Below are 16,590 nucleotides of genomic sequence, written 5' to 3'. Positions count from 1 at the left end.
GTCCCTCCCAGGGGCGAAAACCCGATCAGTTTGGCATGCAGAAACAAGAAAGCCCGTCAGGAGACGGGCTTCAAAATGTGACAGGTTTCAGCGGTCAGAGAGGCTTGCCACGGTTGCCATGCTGACTGACAAAGGCCTGCACGGCTTTCAGGTCATTAGGCAGCACTGTGCAGCGCTCTTCTCGCTCAAACAAATCCGAAAGATGTGCAGGTAGTTCAAGCGCTTTTCCTACACCCGCTTTCTCCACCGCTTCCGGAAACTTGACCGGGTGAGCGGTCCCCAGGATCACCATTGGGATATCCAGACTGCGGCGGCACTCACGGGCAGCCCGCACGCCGATGGCCGTGTGCGGATCAAGCAGCTCGCCGCTCTGCCCGAACACCTCGGCAATGGTTTCGCAAGTCTGTGCGTCGTCCACCGCCAGGGAGTCGAACAGCTTGCGGGCTTCGGTCCAGCGCTCGGCCTCGACGCTGAAACCGCCACCCTGGCGGAAACTGTCCATCAGGCCGGCAATCGCCGCACCGTTGCGACCGTGCAGGTCGAACAACAGGCGCTCGAAGTTCGACGACACCATGATGTCCATGGAGGGCGACAGCGTGGCGTGCAGGGTTTCTTTGACGTACTGGTTGCCGCTCATGAAGCGGTGCAGGATATCGTTGCGGTTGGTGGCGACGACCAGTTGATTGATCGGCAGCCCCATGTTGCGCGCCAGGTAGCCGGCGAAGATGTCGCCAAAGTTGCCGGTAGGCACCGAGAACGACACCGAACGGGCCGGACCGCCCAGCTGCAGGGCCGCATGGAAGTAATAGACGATCTGGGCCATGATCCGCGCCCAGTTGATCGAGTTCACTGCCACCAGCCGTGTGCCCTTGAGGAAGCCCTGGTCGGCGAAACTGGCTTTGACCATTTCCTGGCAGTCATCGAAGTTGCCTTCGATGGCGATGTTGTGGATGTTATCGCCGAAGATCGTCGTCATCTGCCGGCGTTGCACTTCCGAGACGCGGTTGTGCGGATGCAGGATGAAGATGTCGACGTTCTCGCAGTGCTTGCAACCTTCGATGGCGGCCGAACCGGTGTCTCCGGAGGTTGCGCCGACAATGACCACGCGCTCGCCACGCTTGTGCAGCACGTAGTCCAGCAGACGACCGAGCAATTGCAGGGCGAAGTCCTTGAATGCCAGGGTCGGGCCGTGGAACAGCTCCATCACCCATTCATTACCGTTGAGCTGACGCAGCGGAGCGATGGCGTTGTGGGAAAAGACGCCATAGGTCTCTTCCAGGATCTTCTTGAAGTCGGCGTCCGGGATGCTGCCGGTGACGAACGGACGCATGACCCGGAAGGCCAGCTCGTGATACGGAAGGCCGGCCCAGGAGGCAATTTCCTCTTGGGTGAAACGCGGCAGGTTCTCCGGCACATAGAGGCCGCCATCCGTGGCCAGCCCAGCCAGCAGGACATCTTCGAAATTCAGGGCCGGTGCCTGGCCGCGGGTGCTGATATAGCGCATAAGGGCAAACCTTTGGTTTGAGCTTCGAGCTTCAAGCCGCAAGCTACAAATTGAAAGCGGATCGGCTTTTACTTGCAGCTTGAGGCTCGAAGCTTGCAGCTTTGATTAATTCAGATGTTCTACGCGGATACGGACTACAGGGCCAACGACGTCCTGCAGGGCCTCCAGCGCGGCGATCGCATCGTTGATACGCTGCTCGACCACACGGTGGGTCAGCAGAATCATCGGCACCAGGCCATCGTGCTCCTCGACTTCCTTCTGCATGATCGACTCGATGTTGATGCCGCGCTCCGACAGGATGCTCGCCACCTGTGCCAGTACGCCCGGATGGTCCTTGGCCTGAATGCGCAAGTAGTAGGCACTTTCGCACGCTTCGATCGGAAGAATCGGATGAGCCGACAGCGAGTCCGGTTGGAACGCCAGGTGCGGCACACGGTTTTCCGGATCGGACGTCATGGCACGCACCACGTCCACCAGGTCGGCCACGACCGACGAGGCGGTCGGTTCCATGCCGGCGCCAGCGCCGTAGAACAGAGTCGAGCCAGAGGCGTCACCGTTGACCATCACGGCGTTCATCACACCGTTGACGTTGGCGATCAGGCGGTCGGCCGGGATCAGCGTCGGATGCACGCGCAGCTCGATGCCACTGGCGGTGCTGCGGGCAACCCCCAGGTGCTTGATGCGATAGCCCAAGGCTTCGGCATAGTTCACGTCAGCGGTAGTCAGCTGGGTGATGCCTTCGGTGTAGGCCTTGTCGAACTGCAGCGGGATGCCAAAGGCGATGGACGCCAGGATCGTCAACTTGTGTGCCGCATCGATGCCTTCCACGTCGAACGTCGGATCGGCCTCGGCGTAACCCAGGGCTTGGGCTTCGGTGAGCACGTCCTCGAAGGTCCGGCCCTTCTCGCGCATTTCGGTGAGAATGAAGTTACCGGTGCCGTTGATGATACCGGCCACCCAATTGATGCGGTTGGCCGACAGACCTTCGCGGATGGCTTTGATCACCGGGATGCCGCCGGCCACGGCGGCTTCGAACGCCACGATCACGCCTTTTTCACGGGCCTTGGCGAAAATTTCGTTACCGTGCACGGCGATCAGCGCCTTGTTGGCAGTGACCACGTGCTTGCCGTTCTCGATGGCCTTGAGCACCAGATCACGAGCCACGGTGTAGCCGCCCATCAACTCGATGACGATATCGACTTCAGGGTTGGCTGCCACGGCGAATACATCGTTGGTAATCGAAATACCGGTCGTCTGGAACTGAGGCTTTGGCGTACGCATGGCAATTTGTGCCACTTGGATTCCACGCCCGGCACGGCGGGCAATCTCCTCGGCGTTACGCTGAAGTACGTTGAAGGTGCCGCCACCGACGGTACCTAACCCACAGATGCCTACTTTGACCGGATTCACTCTTGACTCCCCATGAAACGGCCGACACAAGGTCGGCCGTGAAATACAGCCGCGCAGCAACGCGGCTCTGCGTTTAACGGCCCGGCGAAGGTTTTCGCCGAGCCATGCTCTTCATCAGCACATTGCCCATGATTATTTCGCGCCAAGGGCCAGTTTGGCGACTTGCGGCGCCGGCTGGTAGCCCGGAATTACCTGACCATCAGCCAAAACAATTGCCGGCGTACCGTTCACGCCTATTGACTGCCCCAGAGCAAACTGCTTGGAAACCGGGTTATCGCACTTGGCGGACTTGATTTCCTTGCCATCGACCATCTTGTCCATGGCCGCTTTCTTGTCCTTGGAGCACCATACGGCCTGCAACTGCTCATCGCCCGGCGAGCCCAGGCCCTGACGCGGGAACGCGACGTAGCGCACTTCGATGCCGCGCTTGTTCAGCTCCGGCACTTCGGCGTGCAGCTTGTGGCAATACGGGCACGTGGTGTCGGTGAACACCGTGATGTGGGATTTGGTTTCACCCACCGCCGGATAGACCACGGTTTCAGCAACCGGAATGCCGTTGATCAGCTTGGAAACGCCCTGGCGCTCGGTCAATTCGGTGAGGTTGACGGGCTTGCCGTCCTTGAGCTCGAACAGGTTGCCCTGGACGATGTACTGACCGTCGGCGCTGGCGTAGAGCACGCGGCTGCCCTTGAGCTTGACTTCATACAGGCCGGCCATCGGGCTGGCGGAGATGGCTTCGATCGGTACTTCGAGCTGAAGGTTTTCCAGGCTCTTGCGAATAGCCTTGTCCGCCGCGTCGTCGGCGATGGCAAAGGTGCTGGCCAACGCAATGGCAGCGGCGGTGAACATCTGGATCAAACGCATGGGAACTCCTGAGGCGAACAAATGGGACGGAGAACGCCAACCCGCAGATCCGGTTCCGGCCGCCCACTGTGCAAACCGGCCAAGCCTACCACATAAGGCCGGCGGGGCCGAATGCCGTTGATGCAAGGCATTGAGGATGCATTTTTTGTGGGAGCGGGCTTGCTCGCGAATGCGGCGTGTCAGTCGCCATTGACTCCACTGATGCACCGCTTTCGCGAGCAAGCCCGCTCCCACAAGGTTTAGCCTTGACTCAAAACCTCAGTCCTGCTTGTACACAGGATTCTTCGTTCAGCCGCGCGGATGATGCCTGGCATGCAGATCCTGCAACCGCGCCCGGGCGACATGGGTGTAGATCTGGGTGGTGGACAGGTCGCTGTGGCCCAGCAGCATCTGCACCACCCGCAGGTCGGCGCCGTGGTTGAGCAGGTGCGTGGCAAAGGCATGGCGCAAGGTGTGGGGCGAGAGGGATTTACCGATCCCGGCGACCTTGGCCTGGTGCTTGATGCGGTGCCAGAACGTCTGGCGAGTCATCTGATCGCCGTTACGACTCGGGAACAATACGTCACTAGGGCGACCGCCAAGCAGCTCATGACGAGCGTCCCGCAGGTAGCGCTCGACCCAGACGATCGCCTCCTCGCCCATTGGTACGAGGCGCTCCTTGCTGCCTTTACCCATCACCCGCAAGACCCCCTGGCGCAGGTTGACCTGCTCCAGCGTCAGGCTGATCAACTCGGTGACACGCAGGCCGCAGGCGTACAAGACCTCCAGCATGGCCCGGTCGCGCTGGCCGATGGCTTCGCTGAGGTCCGGCGCCGCCAGCAGCGCCTCCACATCGGCTTCAGAGAGGGATTTGGGCAGCGGACGCCCTAACTGAGGCATCTCCACCCGCAAGGTCGGATCCACCGCGATCAGCTTTTCTCGCAGCAAGTAACGATAGAACCCACGCACACCGGAGAGAAAACGCGCAGTTGAGCGCGGTTTGTAGTTCTGCTCCAGGCGCCATGCCAGGTGATCGAGGATCAGCTCCCGGCCGGCATCGGCCAATTCCAGGTTCTTCTCCTGCAACCAGCCGTTGAACAGCGCCAGGTCGCTGCGGTAGGCGTCACGGGTATTGTCGGAAAGCCCTTTCTCCAGCCACAGGGCGTCGAGAAACTGGTCTATCAGCGGATGATCGATGGCTGGCATAAACACTCTTGGCGGATGCGCAAGCACGCTGCATCCATACGATAAAGAAAGTACGCAGGGTGCTCAAAGAGCAAATCGCAGGCAACAAAAAAGCAGCCCTCAGGCTGCTTTTTTTGCATCGGAAGCTGGACTCAGGCCAGTTTTTCCTTGATGCGAGCTGCTTTACCGGACAGGTCACGCAGGTAGTACAGCTTGGCTTTACGTACGTCACCGCGACGCTTCACAGCCATGCTGTCGATTTGCGGGCTGTAGGTCTGGAAAGTACGCTCTACGCCAACACCGTTGGAGATTTTACGAACGGTGAAAGCACTGTTCACGCCACGGTTACGCTTGGCGATAACGACGCCTTCGAACGCTTGCAGACGGGAACGATCACCTTCCTTCACTTTCACCTGGACGACAATGGTGTCACCCGGGGCAAAGGTAGGGATTTCTTTGGTCATCTGCTCTGCTTCGAGTGCAAGGATGATTTTGTTAGTCATGCTGTGCTCCTAAGGCAAGTCTCGGACTTACCATCGATACGTTGTTAACTATCGTCCCGCTCGCGGATGTATTCCTCGAGCAGCTTCTTCTCTTCTCCAGAAAGCGAGCGGCTTTCCAGAAGATCGGCGCGTCGTTCCCAGGTCCGACCAAGGGACTGCTGTAAACGCCAACGCCGGATGTGCGCGTGGTTGCCACTTAGCAACACGTCGGGAACACGCTGATCCGCATACACCTCCGGTCGGGTGTAGTGCGGGCAATCCAGCAGACCATCCGTAAAGGAATCTTCCTCAGCGGAATCTGCATGCCCTAAAGCTCCAGGCAGCAGTCGTGTAACCGCATCGATCAGGACCATCGCCGGCAGCTCGCCGCCAGACAGTACATAGTCGCCAACCGACCACTCTTCATCGACATGAGCTTCAATGAAACGCTCGTCAATGCCTTCATAACGACCGGCAATCAGGATCAATGCATCCGAATTCGCCAGTTCGCGTACCGCCGACTGAGTCAGTTGGCGGCCTTGGGGCGACAGGTAGATCACCTTCGCACCTTCCCCGGCTGCCGCCCTGGCCTGAACCAGTGCATCTTCCAGGGGCTTGATCTTCATCACCATGCCCGGACCACCGCCAAACGGGCGATCGTCCACAGTGTGATGCCGATCCGTGGTGTAGTCCCGCGGATTCCAACAGGTCAGCTGCAATAGCTCCTGTTTCACCGCGCGGCTGGTTATGCCGTACTCGCTGATGGCGGAAAACATCTCGGGAAACAATGTGATGACTTCAACGCGCAAGTTGGCCACGTTCAGAAATCCGCATCCCATTCCACCTTCATCTCGCCTGCCTCCAGGTCAACGGCCAACACGCACTGCCCGGTATAGGGCAACAGGCGTTCGCGATCATCCAGACTGCCGACGCAAGGCTTTACCACCATGACATCGTTCGAACCGGTCTCGAGCAGGTGATCGATTTTCCCGAGCAATTGCCCGAGATGGTCGATGACCTTCAGCCCTACCAGCTGGTACCAGTAGTACTCGCCGTCGGTCAGTTCAGGGAACAGGCTGCGCGGCACGCAGATCTCATAACCGGCCAGAAGACGCGCTTCTTCACGATCATCGAGACCCTTGAGCTTTGCGACCAGGAACTTGTCGTTCCCGCGTCCGCTGACCAGCTCAACCTGTTTCACGCTGCCTTCGCGCTTGAGCGTCCAGGCTTTGTAGTCCAACAGGTTCTTGATCGGATCAGTAAAGGAATACACCTTCACTTCGCCGCGAACGCCATGTACAGAATAGATTTTGCCGACAACGATCAGATCATCAGCATCTTTTGGCGTCGCGTTCATATTGCTCAGGCCGCAGCCTTAGCCGATTCCTTCAACAACTGAGCAACGCGCTCAGAAGGTTGTGCACCAACGCTCAGCCAGTAGGCAACGCGCTCTTGGTTCACGGACAGACGAACTTCCTGACCACGGGCGATAGGGTTGAAGAAACCAACCTGCTCTTTGTGGGAACCGTCGCGCGGGTTGCGGCTGTCGGTTACGGTCAGGTGGTAAAACGGGCGCTTTTTGGAGCCGCCAAGGGCAAGACGGATTGTTAGCATGTGAACATCGTTCCTGTAGTCGGTGCTGCAAATCTAAATGCACAGCGGGCATGGGTGCCCGAAAGGCCGCATATTCTAAGGAATATCCAGACTTTTGCAAATGACTTTTTCCGGCGGGTGCCGGGCTGCCATTCAGATCTGCGACGATCAGCGCCCGCGAATGACGGGTTGGCTGGAGATCCCACGTCCCCGTGAGTTGCACCGGCATGACTGCCGGTGCGTGGATTCCTACATCTTGGGCATGCCGCCGCCGGGCAGCATGCCGCCCATGCCGCGCATCATTTTGGCCATCCCGCCCTTGGTGGAGAACTTCTTCATCATCTTCTGCATCTGCTTGTGCTGCTTGATCAAGCGACCGATGTCCTGCACCTGGGTGCCGGAACCCATGGCGATACGGCGCTTGCGCGAACCGCTGATCAGGTCAGGGTCGCGGCGCTCGGCCGGGGTCATGGAGTTGATGATGGCTTCCATCTGCTTGAACTGCTTTTCAGCCGCGCCCTGGGCGTTGCCCATCTGCGCCAGGTTCACGCCGCCGATGTTCGGCAGTTTGTCCATGAGCCCGCCGAGGCCGCCCATGTTCTTCATTTGTTGCAGCTGGTCGCGGAAGTCTTCGAGGTCGAAGCCCTTGCCCTTCTTTAATTTCTTCGCAAGCTTGTCGGCTTTTTCCTTGTCGAGGGTCTGCTCGGCCTGCTCGATCAGGCTGAGCACGTCGCCCATGCCCAGGATGCGCGAGGCGATGCGCTCAGGGTGGAACGGTTCGAGCGCTTCGCTCTTCTCGCCCATACCGATGAACTTGATCGGCTTGCCAGTGATGGCCCGTACCGACAGCGCGGCACCGCCACGGGCATCGCCGTCGACCTTGGTCAGGATCACGCCGGTCAGCGGCAGCGCATCACCGAAGGCCTTGGCGGTGTTGGCCGCGTCCTGGCCGGTCATGGCATCGACCACGAACAGGGTTTCCACCGGGTTGACCGCGGCATGCAGCGCCTTGATCTCGCCCATCATTTCTTCATCGATGTGCAGGCGACCGGCGGTGTCGACGATGACCACGTCGATGAACTTGAGCTTCGCTTCCTTGATGGCCGCCTGGGCGATGTCCACCGGCTTCTGGCTCAGGTCGGACGGGAAAAACGTCACGCCGATGTCGTTGGCCAGGGTTTCCAGCTGCTTGATCGCCGCCGGACGGTAGACGTCCGCGGACACCACCATCACCGACTTCTTCTTGCGCTCCTTGAGCAGGCGCGCCAGCTTGCCGGCGGTGGTGGTCTTGCCCGCGCCCTGCAGACCGGCCATCAGCACCACCGCTGGCGGTACGGCGGCGAGGTTCAGGTCTTCGTTGGCGGCGCCCATCAGGCTTTCGAGCTCGGCCTGGACGATCTTCACGAACGCCTGGCCCGGCGTCAGGCTGCGCGACACTTCGGTGCCGACGGCGCGTTCCTTGACCGAATTGACGAAGTCCTTGACCACCGGCAGGGCAACGTCGGCTTCGAGCAACGCCATGCGCACTTCGCGCAGGGTGTCTTTGATGTTGTCCTCGGTCAGCTTAGCCTTGCCGGTGACATGGCGCAGCGTCTGCGAGAGACGGTCGGTTAGGTTTTCAAACATGCGCGATCCTTTCAGGCCCGTACGAGGCCGGGATAATGGCGGCCCAGACCGTGAAAAATGTGCTCGGCGAGCCTGCGGCGTGGGCAGGTCGCGGATTATAGCGAAGAAGCGTGCCACGTACACCTCGCGGCGGCCTTTCGTGCAGGATGGGTTCTATGCCAAACTCAGCGCCTTTCGGGCTTGCCTAACAGGATTTATGCTCCCCTTGTCACCCAGCTTGCTTGCCTCCCTCGTCGCCGCCTGCCTATACGCCGCGGCGACCCTCTATCACGGCACCCGCCTGGCCACCGGTGCCAAGGCGAACAAACGCCTGCTGGTCACGCTCGGCGTGCTGGCGGTGCTCGGCCACGCGGCCAGCCTTTATACCCACCTGATGACGCCGATCGGCCTGGGCCTGGACTTCTTCAACGCCGCCAGCCTGATCGCCGTCGCGGTGATCGCCCTGACACTGCTGGCCTGTTCGCGCATCCCGGTGGAAAACCTGCTGGTGCTGCTCTTCCCATTGGGGCTGGCCACGGTGCTGCTGGCGCAGTTCGCGCCGTCGGGCACGGTGCAGGTCATCGACGAAGAACCGGGCATTCTCGCCCACATCCTGCTGTCGATCCTCGCTTATGGCCTGTTCACCATCGCCGTGTTCCAGGCCTTGCTGCTGCTGGTCCAGGACCACCAGCTCAAGAACAAGCACCCGTCCGGACTGATCCGCAACTTCCCGCCGCTGCAAACCATGGAGAGCCTGCTGTTCGGCTTCCTCTGGGCCGGCTGGGCCCTGTTGTCGATGTCGCTGATCTCCGGCTGGCTGTTCGTCGAGAACCTGTTCGCCCAGCACCTGGTGCACAAGACCCTGCTGGCCTGCCTGGCGTGGGTGGTGTTCAGTGTGCTGCTGTGGGGCCGCAACCGTCTCGGCTGGCGCGGCCATAAAGCCATTCGCTGGACCCTGGCCGGTTTCTGCCTGCTGATGTTGGCGTACTTCGGTAGCAAACTGGTCCGTGAATACATCCTGCATATCTGACGGACGGCGCTGATGGATAGGTTGCCCGCGGGGCCACTGCTCGCTGTACTGGTCGTGCTGATTCTCTGGGCGGCCCTGTTTACCGCCATCGAAGCCGCCCGGCACCATCTGTTGGCCCAGCGCAAGGCTTCGCGCGCCGGCGACAAGCCGCTGGCGAAGCTGGACTTCCCCCTGACCAGCCTGATTCTGTGCAATACCCTGTGTCGCGCCCTGGCGCTGGTGATCGGCACCTTGCTAGCGATCTTTACCTGGCTGGAAAACGGCCCCTGGATCGCCTGGCTCGCCATCAGTGCGGCACTGTTGGTGTTCGCCGACTACCTGCCACGCACCCTGGCCACCCGCCACCCGGACGCGATACTGGCGCTGGGCAACACCCTCCTTGGCGTACCATTGAAACTGATTTACCCCCTGGCCTGGCTATTGAACAACCTGAGTGAGTGGCTGCTGCGACCCTTTGCCCGCAAGACCAGCGCCGTCCAGCAAAGCGACGAGGAAATGCCCACACCGGCGCGCGTCGAGCATGAACATGAGCAGAGCATCGGCCGGCCGCATCCGGTTTCCGGCATCCACGCCCTCGACAACATCACCGTCAACGACATCCTGGTCCCCCGCAGCGAAGTCGACGGCATCAACCTCGACGATCCCATTGGCGAGATCATCGAGCAGTTGCTCCTGAATCGGCGCACCCGCCTGCCAGTGTTCCACAGCGACATCAACCAGGTCGAAGCCGTGCTCAACACCCGCCAGATCCGCCATCTGCTGGCGGACGCGAGCCTGACCCAGGAGGCGCTGCTAGCCGCTTGCCACGAACCTTACTTCGTGCCCGAAAGCACACCGCTGCAGCTGCAACTGCTGAACTTCCACAAGCAGCAACGGCGCCTCGGTATGGTGGTGGACGAATATGGCGAAGTGCTGGGTATCGTCACCCTGGAAGACATCCTCGAAGAAATCGTCGGTGAGTTCGAAAGCGAGCACAGCCTCGACAACCCTCACGTCCATCCGCAGCCGGACGGGCGCCTGATGATCGATGGCGCGGCGTCGATTCGCGAATTGAACAAGACCCTCGGCTGGCACCTGCCTTGCGATGGACCCAAGACCCTCAACGGGTTGGTGACCGAAGCGCTGGAAACCATTCCCGAAAGCCCGGTCTGCCTGAAAATCGGTCGCTATCGCCTGGAAATCATCGAGACCGTGGACAACCGCGTCAGCCAGGTGCTGGCATGGCATAACAGTTCGGCGCCAACGGCTGCTTGAATTCTCCCTGTGGCGAGGGGATTTATCCCCTCGCCACAAAGTTCACCACCAGCACCACCCCTAGCCGTTCAACCATAATAATTCGCTCCAACGGAGCACATGACTGTCAGGGATAACTGCATGACTACCACCACCTGCAACGACGCCGTGTCTGCCCAGCCGACGAACTCCACCACCCGCGTGGCGACCGCGAGCTTCATCGGCACGGCCATCGAGTTCTATGATTTCTACGTCTATGCCACGGCTGCTGCCCTGGTGATCGGGCCGGTGTTCTTCCCACAGACGTCAGGCACGGCACAGATGCTGTCGTCCTTCCTGACATTCGGCATCGCTTTCCTCGCCCGTCCACTGGGCTCGGCGCTGTTCGGCCACTTTGGCGACCGGATCGGGCGCAAGTCCACGCTGGTGGCGTCACTGCTGCTGATGGGCGTGTGCACCACACTCATCGGCGTGCTGCCCGGGTATGCCAGCATTGGCGCCTGGGCACCGTTCCTGCTGTGCCTGCTGCGTTTCGGCCAGGGGCTGGGCCTGGGTGGTGAATGGGGCGGCGCCGCGCTGCTCGCCACCGAAAACGCCCCCAAGGGCAAGCGTGCCTGGTTCGGCATGTTCCCTCAACTGGGCCCTTCCATTGGCTTCCTGGCAGCCAATGGGCTGTTCCTGACCCTGGCGATGAGCCTGGACGACGAGCAGTTCCGCTCCTGGGGCTGGCGGATTCCGTTCCTACTCAGTGCCGTACTGGTGATCGTCGGCCTCTATGTGCGACTCAAACTCCATGAAACCCCGGTCTTCGCCAATGCCGTCGCCCGTCAGGAACGGGTGAAAGTGCCGCTGGTCGAGCTGTTCAGCCAGTATTGGGGGCCGACCTTGCTGGGCGCGGTGGCGATGGTGGTGTGTTATGCGCTGTTCTATATTTCCACGGTGTTCTCCCTGAGCTACGGCGTCGCCACCCTTGGCTACAGCCGCGAGACGTTCCTCGCCCTGCTGTGTTTTGCCGTGCTGTTCATGGCCGCCGCCACGCCCTTGTCGGCCTGGGCCAGCGACCGCTTCGGGCGCAAGCCCGTGCTGGTCACCGGTGGTGTGCTGGCCATAGCCTCGGGTTTTCTCATGGAGCCCCTGCTGACCCAGGGTTCGACTGCGGGCGTGGCGCTGTTCCTGTGCATCGAGCTGTTCCTGATGGGCGTGACCTTCGCCCCCATGGGTGCCTTGCTACCGGAGCTGTTTCCGACACACGTGCGTTACACCGGCGCGTCGGCCGCCTACAACCTGGGCGGCATCGTTGGCGCCTCGGCCGCCCCGTTCTTTGCCCAGAAACTGGTGGCGATGGGCGGCTTGAGCTATGTCGGTGGCTATGTATCAGCCGCTGCCGTACTCAGCGTGATCGCGGTGCTGTGCCTGAAAGAAACCCGGCATAACGATTTGAACCGGGTCGAGTGAAACCCGGCAGCCTCTACCCACTATGACGAGGGAGCTTGCTCCCTCGCCACAGAAGCTCCATCGCCACGGCAATCCCTTGCCGCAGACCTGTCACAACGCTGAACAACACACCATGAAATAGCCGCTAACAATCGCCCACCATTGAAACCACCCCCCACCTGCCCCATCTAAGCTCCATACTCCATTGCGCAGGTGCCCCATGAGCGACCAGCACTCTACTGAAGCCACGAACGAATACGCTGACTCCGAACACATCGAACACACCGTTTCCGGCACCGGCCTGGCGCTGCCCGGCCAGAACCTGCCGGACAAGGTCTACATCATCCCCATCCATAATCGTCCATTCTTCCCGGCTCAGGTGCTGCCGGTCATCGTCAATGAAGAACCCTGGGCCGAAACCCTGGAACTGGTGGCCAAGTCCGAACATCATTCCCTGGCGCTGTTCTTCATGGATACTCCCCAGGAAGACCCACGCCATTTCGATACGTCGGCGCTGCCGCTGTACGGCACGCTGGTCAAGGTGCATCACGCCAGTCGCGAGGCGGGCAAATTGCAATTCGTTGCCCAGGGCCTGACCCGCGTGCGCATCCGCACCTGGCTCAAGCACCATCGTCCACCGTACCTGGTGGAAGTCGAATACCCGCATCAGCCCAGCGAGCCGACCGACGAGGTCAAGGCCTATGGCATGGCGCTGATCAATGCGATCAAGGAACTGCTGCCGCTGAACCCGCTGTACAGCGAAGAGCTGAAGAACTACCTCAACCGCTTCAGCCCCAACGATCCGTCGCCGCTGACGGACTTCGCCGCCGCACTCACCTCCGCCACCGGCAACGAACTGCAGGAAGTGCTCGATTGCGTGCCCATGCTCAAGCGCATGGAAAAAGTGCTGCCGATGCTGCGCAAGGAAGTCGAAGTGGCGCGGTTGCAGAAAGAGATTTCCGCCGAGGTCAACAGCAAGATCGGCGAACATCAGCGCCAGTTCTTCCTCAAGGAACAGCTCAAGGTCATTCAGCAGGAATTGGGGCTGACCAAGGACGATCGTAGCGCCGACCTCGAACAGTTCGAGCAGCGACTGGAGGGCAAGGCGCTGCCGGCCCAGGCCCAGAAGCGTATCGAAGAGGAAATGAACAAGCTTTCCATCCTGGAAACCGGTTCGCCGGAATACGCCGTCACCCGCAACTACCTCGATTGGGCGACCTCGGTGCCGTGGGGCGTATACGGCCAGGACAAGCTCGATCTCAAGCACGCGCGCAAGGTGCTCGACCAGCACCACGCCGGCCTGGACGACATCAAGGACCGTATCCTCGAATTCCTCGCCGTCGGTGCCTACAAAGGCGAGATCAGCGGCTCCATCGTGCTGCTCGTGGGCCCGCCGGGCGTGGGCAAGACCAGCGTCGGCAAGTCCATTGCCGAGTCCCTCGGCCGGCCGTTCTACCGTTTCAGCGTCGGCGGCATGCGCGACGAGGCCGAGATCAAGGGCCATCGGCGTACCTACATCGGCGCCCAGCCGGGCAAACTGGTACAGGCGCTCAAAGACGTCGAAGTGATGAACCCGGTGATCATGCTCGACGAGATCGACAAGATGGGCCAGAGCTACCAGGGCGATCCAGCCTCGGCCTTGCTGGAAACCCTCGACCCGGAGCAGAACGTCGAGTTTCTCGATCACTACCTGGACATGCGCCTGGACCTGTCCAAGGTGCTCTTCGTGTGCACCGCCAACACCCTGGACTCGATCCCCGGCCCGCTGCTGGACCGGATGGAAGTGATTCGCTTGTCGGGCTACATCACCGAAGAAAAGGTCGCCATCGCCAAGCGCCACCTGTGGCCCAAGCAACTGGCCAAGGCTGGGGTGTCCAAGGGCAGCCTGAGCATCAGCGACGGGGCCTTGAAGACGTTGATCGACGGCTACGCCCGCGAAGCCGGGGTTCGGCAGCTGGAGAAGCAGCTGGGCAAACTGGTGCGCAAGGCGGTGATGAAGCTGATCGACGAGCCAAAGGCGGTGATCAAGCTCGGGCCGAAGGACCTTGAAGCGTCCCTGGGCAAACCGGTGTTCCGCAACGAGCAGGTGCTGTCTGGCATCGGCGTGATTACCGGCCTGGCCTGGACCAGCATGGGCGGTGCCACCCTGCCGATCGAAGCAACGCGCATCCACACCCACAATCGCGGCTTCAAACTCACCGGACAACTGGGCGACGTGATGAAGGAATCGGCGGAAATCGCCCACAGCTATGTCAGCTCGCATTTGAAGCAGTTCGGCGGCGACCCGAAGTTCTTCGACGAAGCCTTCGTCCATCTGCATGTGCCCGAAGGCGCCACGCCCAAGGACGGCCCGAGCGCCGGGGTGACCATGGCCAGCGCGCTGCTGTCCCTGGCCCGCAACCAGCCACCGAAGAAAGGCGTCGCCATGACCGGCGAGCTGACCCTCACCGGGCACGTGTTGCCCATTGGCGGGGTCCGCGAAAAGGTCATCGCGGCGCGCCGGCAGAAGATTCTCGAACTGATCCTGCCGGAAGCCAACCGGGGTAACTTCGAAGAGCTGCCGGACTACCTGAAGGAAGGCGTCACGGTGCACTTCGCCAAGCGCTTTGCGGATGTGGCGAAGGTGTTGTTCTGAAGATGATGTAGCGACCGCGCGGGCCTCATCGCGAGCAGGCTCGCTCCCACATTGAAAATTGTGTTGCTCACAATACTCTGTGGGAGCGAGCCTGCTCGCGAAACGGCATCAGCCACAACACATTCCTAGCTGACACACCCTGTAGCATCTTCGGTTATGCTCACCATTCGTCGTGAATGCCGGAGCCCCCATGTCCCTTACCCGCCTGCTCGTCCCCGTCAGCCTTGCCCTGCTGAGCGCTTGCGCCACGCAACCGAAAAACAACGTGACCGTGGAGAAACTCAGCGAGTGCCCGGTGCGGCTCAACAACGGGCAGAACATGATCCTCAGCTTGCCCAGCAACCCGACCACCGGGTATCGCTGGGCCATCCAGGACTCAGCGGGCGGTGTGTTGAAAGCGCTGGGCCCTGAGGTCTACCGCAACCCGGAAGACGCCGGCATCGTCGGTGCCGCTGGCGTGTCGACCTGGCGCTTCCAGGCATTCGCCGCCGGTACCGGCCGGTTGCGCCTGACTTATCAGCAGCCCTGGGCTCCCGAAGTGCCCCCCGTGGAAACCTTCGACTGTGCCATTGCGGTGAATTGATAACGGGCCGGCTGATCCTCGCACTTCAGAACAAGTGTTTCAGCCCAAGGGTCATCATCACATTCGAGTTTTCAATACCCGCGGAGTCGGCGAAGGTTTCGCGGTAGTCATCGGAGCGACTGGAGAGGTCGACGCTGCCTTTTTTATTTCGCATGCGACTCCAGGCGCCCTCCACGAAAAGTTTTGTATTGTCCGTCACGAAATAGCCCAGGTTTCCCACCAGCGCATAATAATGCTGACGTTTTGTTTTACCGACAAAATTTTTATCGGCCAGATAGTGCTCATCGAAGTCTGTGGCTGACACCCAGCGGCTGTACTTGAGCGCGCCCTCCATATCGAAACGCTGATAACGATAACTTCCTACCAAGCCAACATAGGGGGTTTTGAATCGTTGTTTGTAGTCAATCACCGTGACACCGGCCGGAATTTCACCGATATCTGCACCGTTGTTGTAGTCATATGATCCGCCTCTGGCCCTGAAGCTGAAGCGGCTTTCCTGATAACCCGCCATCAAACCGAAACGATAAGCGGGTTGGTTGATCAGCCAACCCGTTAGATGAAGATCGAACTCGTTGGCGTATTGCAGGGTGGTATCGGGATGGACGCTTCGATCCGACCATTTGCTCTGTCGAGCATCCATCCAGTCATAGTCCTCCATGTGGCCGTCCTTGCTGGTGATTGTCGTCCAGCCTGAGGCCCCGACCGACACCCATGGCAGCACGTCCCAATCCAGGGAGCCTTTGATGACAGCGGCATTGCTGTACTCCCAATTCAGTTGGCTGGCTTTTCTTCCTCCCTCCTCGGGAAAGTAGACCCGCTCTTTGGCCTGACCACTGAGCACCCCCATATTAATACCAAGCGTCAATCTTTCATTGGTATATAACGAGTCCGTATTATCGGCAGTAGCTGCAAAACTAACCGACGCGAGTGTCATGATTATAAACCGCTGTAGTCGCTTGGCCGTCTTGACCCCTGGCATGAACATTTCGTTTCTCCCTGAAAATTTTACAGGCGGCAACCTCATAACAACAATGAGACTTCTAACACCGCACC

General features: G+C 60.4%; 15 protein-coding genes. 5 read left to right on the top strand and 10 right to left on the bottom strand.

Annotation, left to right across the window (positions count from 1 at the left end):
• Nucleotides 1-94: 94 nt before the first annotated feature.
• From thrC to ffh, 9 genes are all read right to left on the bottom strand, one after another.
• A complete protein-coding gene (thrC, locus tag FBX99_RS09050) occupies nt 95-1,504 on the bottom strand; it encodes a threonine synthase (RefSeq protein ID WP_144923238.1) in 1,410 nt (469 codons plus the stop codon).
• 105 nt (nt 1,505-1,609) lie between these two features.
• On the bottom strand, nt 1,610-2,914 hold the full coding sequence (locus tag FBX99_RS09045) for a homoserine dehydrogenase (protein ID WP_144923235.1): 1,305 nt from the start codon (nt 2,912-2,914) through the stop codon (nt 1,610-1,612).
• A gap of 132 nt (nt 2,915-3,046) precedes the next feature.
• Entirely contained in the window at nt 3,047-3,778 is a 732-nt protein-coding gene (locus FBX99_RS09040) for a DsbC family protein (RefSeq protein WP_144923232.1), read from the bottom strand.
• 288 nt (nt 3,779-4,066) lie between these two features.
• Nucleotides 4,067-4,963 carry a site-specific tyrosine recombinase XerD gene (gene xerD, locus FBX99_RS09035; protein WP_144923229.1) on the bottom strand — a complete coding sequence of 299 codons (897 nt, stop codon included), beginning with the start codon at nt 4,961-4,963 and terminating at the stop codon, nt 4,067-4,069.
• Between the two features lie 131 nt (nt 4,964-5,094).
• Entirely contained in the window at nt 5,095-5,445 is a 351-nt protein-coding gene (gene rplS, locus FBX99_RS09030) for a 50S ribosomal protein L19 (RefSeq protein ID WP_003175895.1), read from the bottom strand.
• A gap of 44 nt (nt 5,446-5,489) precedes the next feature.
• Nucleotides 5,490-6,263, bottom strand: a complete 774-nt coding sequence (gene trmD, locus FBX99_RS09025; RefSeq protein WP_173668653.1) for a tRNA (guanosine(37)-N1)-methyltransferase TrmD — start codon at nt 6,261-6,263, stop codon at nt 5,490-5,492.
• Nucleotides 6,245-6,781 carry a ribosome maturation factor RimM gene (gene rimM / locus FBX99_RS09020; RefSeq protein ID WP_144923226.1) on the bottom strand — a complete coding sequence of 179 codons (537 nt, stop codon included), beginning with the start codon at nt 6,779-6,781 and terminating at the stop codon, nt 6,245-6,247. The genes trmD and rimM overlap by 19 nt, the downstream gene beginning before the upstream one ends.
• Before the next feature lie 5 nt (nt 6,782-6,786).
• Nucleotides 6,787-7,038: a 30S ribosomal protein S16 gene (gene rpsP / locus FBX99_RS09015; protein WP_007927680.1), complete on the bottom strand. Its 252-nt coding sequence runs from the start codon at nt 7,036-7,038 to the stop codon at nt 6,787-6,789.
• Between the two features lie 228 nt (nt 7,039-7,266).
• Nucleotides 7,267-8,643, bottom strand: coding sequence for a signal recognition particle protein (ffh, locus tag FBX99_RS09010; protein ID WP_144923222.1), 1,377 nt, complete (start codon nt 8,641-8,643; stop codon nt 7,267-7,269).
• A 196-nt stretch (nt 8,644-8,839) separates the two neighbouring features.
• Here ffh and FBX99_RS09005 point away from each other — a divergent pair, with 196 nt between their 5' ends.
• The 5 genes from FBX99_RS09005 (at nt 8,840) to FBX99_RS08985 (ending at nt 15,537) form a co-directional block, all read left to right on the top strand.
• Nucleotides 8,840-9,652, top strand: coding sequence for an inner membrane protein YpjD (locus FBX99_RS09005; protein WP_144923219.1), 813 nt, complete (start codon nt 8,840-8,842; stop codon nt 9,650-9,652).
• A 12-nt stretch (nt 9,653-9,664) separates the two neighbouring features.
• Nucleotides 9,665-10,906 (top strand): CNNM domain-containing protein, encoded by a 1,242-nt coding sequence (locus FBX99_RS09000; RefSeq protein ID WP_144923216.1) that lies wholly within the window; start codon nt 9,665-9,667, stop codon nt 10,904-10,906.
• Nucleotides 10,907-11,026: 120 nt separating this feature from the next.
• Nucleotides 11,027-12,340 (top strand): MFS transporter, encoded by a 1,314-nt coding sequence (locus tag FBX99_RS08995; protein ID WP_144923213.1) that lies wholly within the window; start codon nt 11,027-11,029, stop codon nt 12,338-12,340.
• Nucleotides 12,341-12,539: 199 nt separating this feature from the next.
• Nucleotides 12,540-14,954: an endopeptidase La gene (gene lon, locus FBX99_RS08990; protein WP_144923210.1), complete on the top strand. Its 2,415-nt coding sequence runs from the start codon at nt 12,540-12,542 to the stop codon at nt 14,952-14,954.
• Between the two features lie 190 nt (nt 14,955-15,144).
• Entirely contained in the window at nt 15,145-15,537 is a 393-nt protein-coding gene (locus tag FBX99_RS08985) for a protease inhibitor I42 family protein (protein ID WP_041020627.1), read from the top strand.
• Nucleotides 15,538-15,562: 25 nt separating this feature from the next.
• Here the strand turns inward: FBX99_RS08985 and FBX99_RS08980 are convergent, their stop codons facing one another.
• Nucleotides 15,563-16,522 carry an omptin family outer membrane protease gene (locus FBX99_RS08980; RefSeq protein WP_256662463.1) on the bottom strand — a complete coding sequence of 320 codons (960 nt, stop codon included), beginning with the start codon at nt 16,520-16,522 and terminating at the stop codon, nt 15,563-15,565.
• Nucleotides 16,523-16,590 lie beyond the last annotated feature (68 nt).

The sequence above is a fragment of the Pseudomonas sp. SJZ074 genome, from assembly GCF_007828215.1.
In the GTDB taxonomy this organism is placed as follows: domain Bacteria; phylum Pseudomonadota; class Gammaproteobacteria; order Pseudomonadales; family Pseudomonadaceae; genus Aquipseudomonas.
The sequence above is the reverse complement of the archived record's forward strand: the minus strand, read 5'-3'. Positions and strand labels throughout refer to the sequence as shown.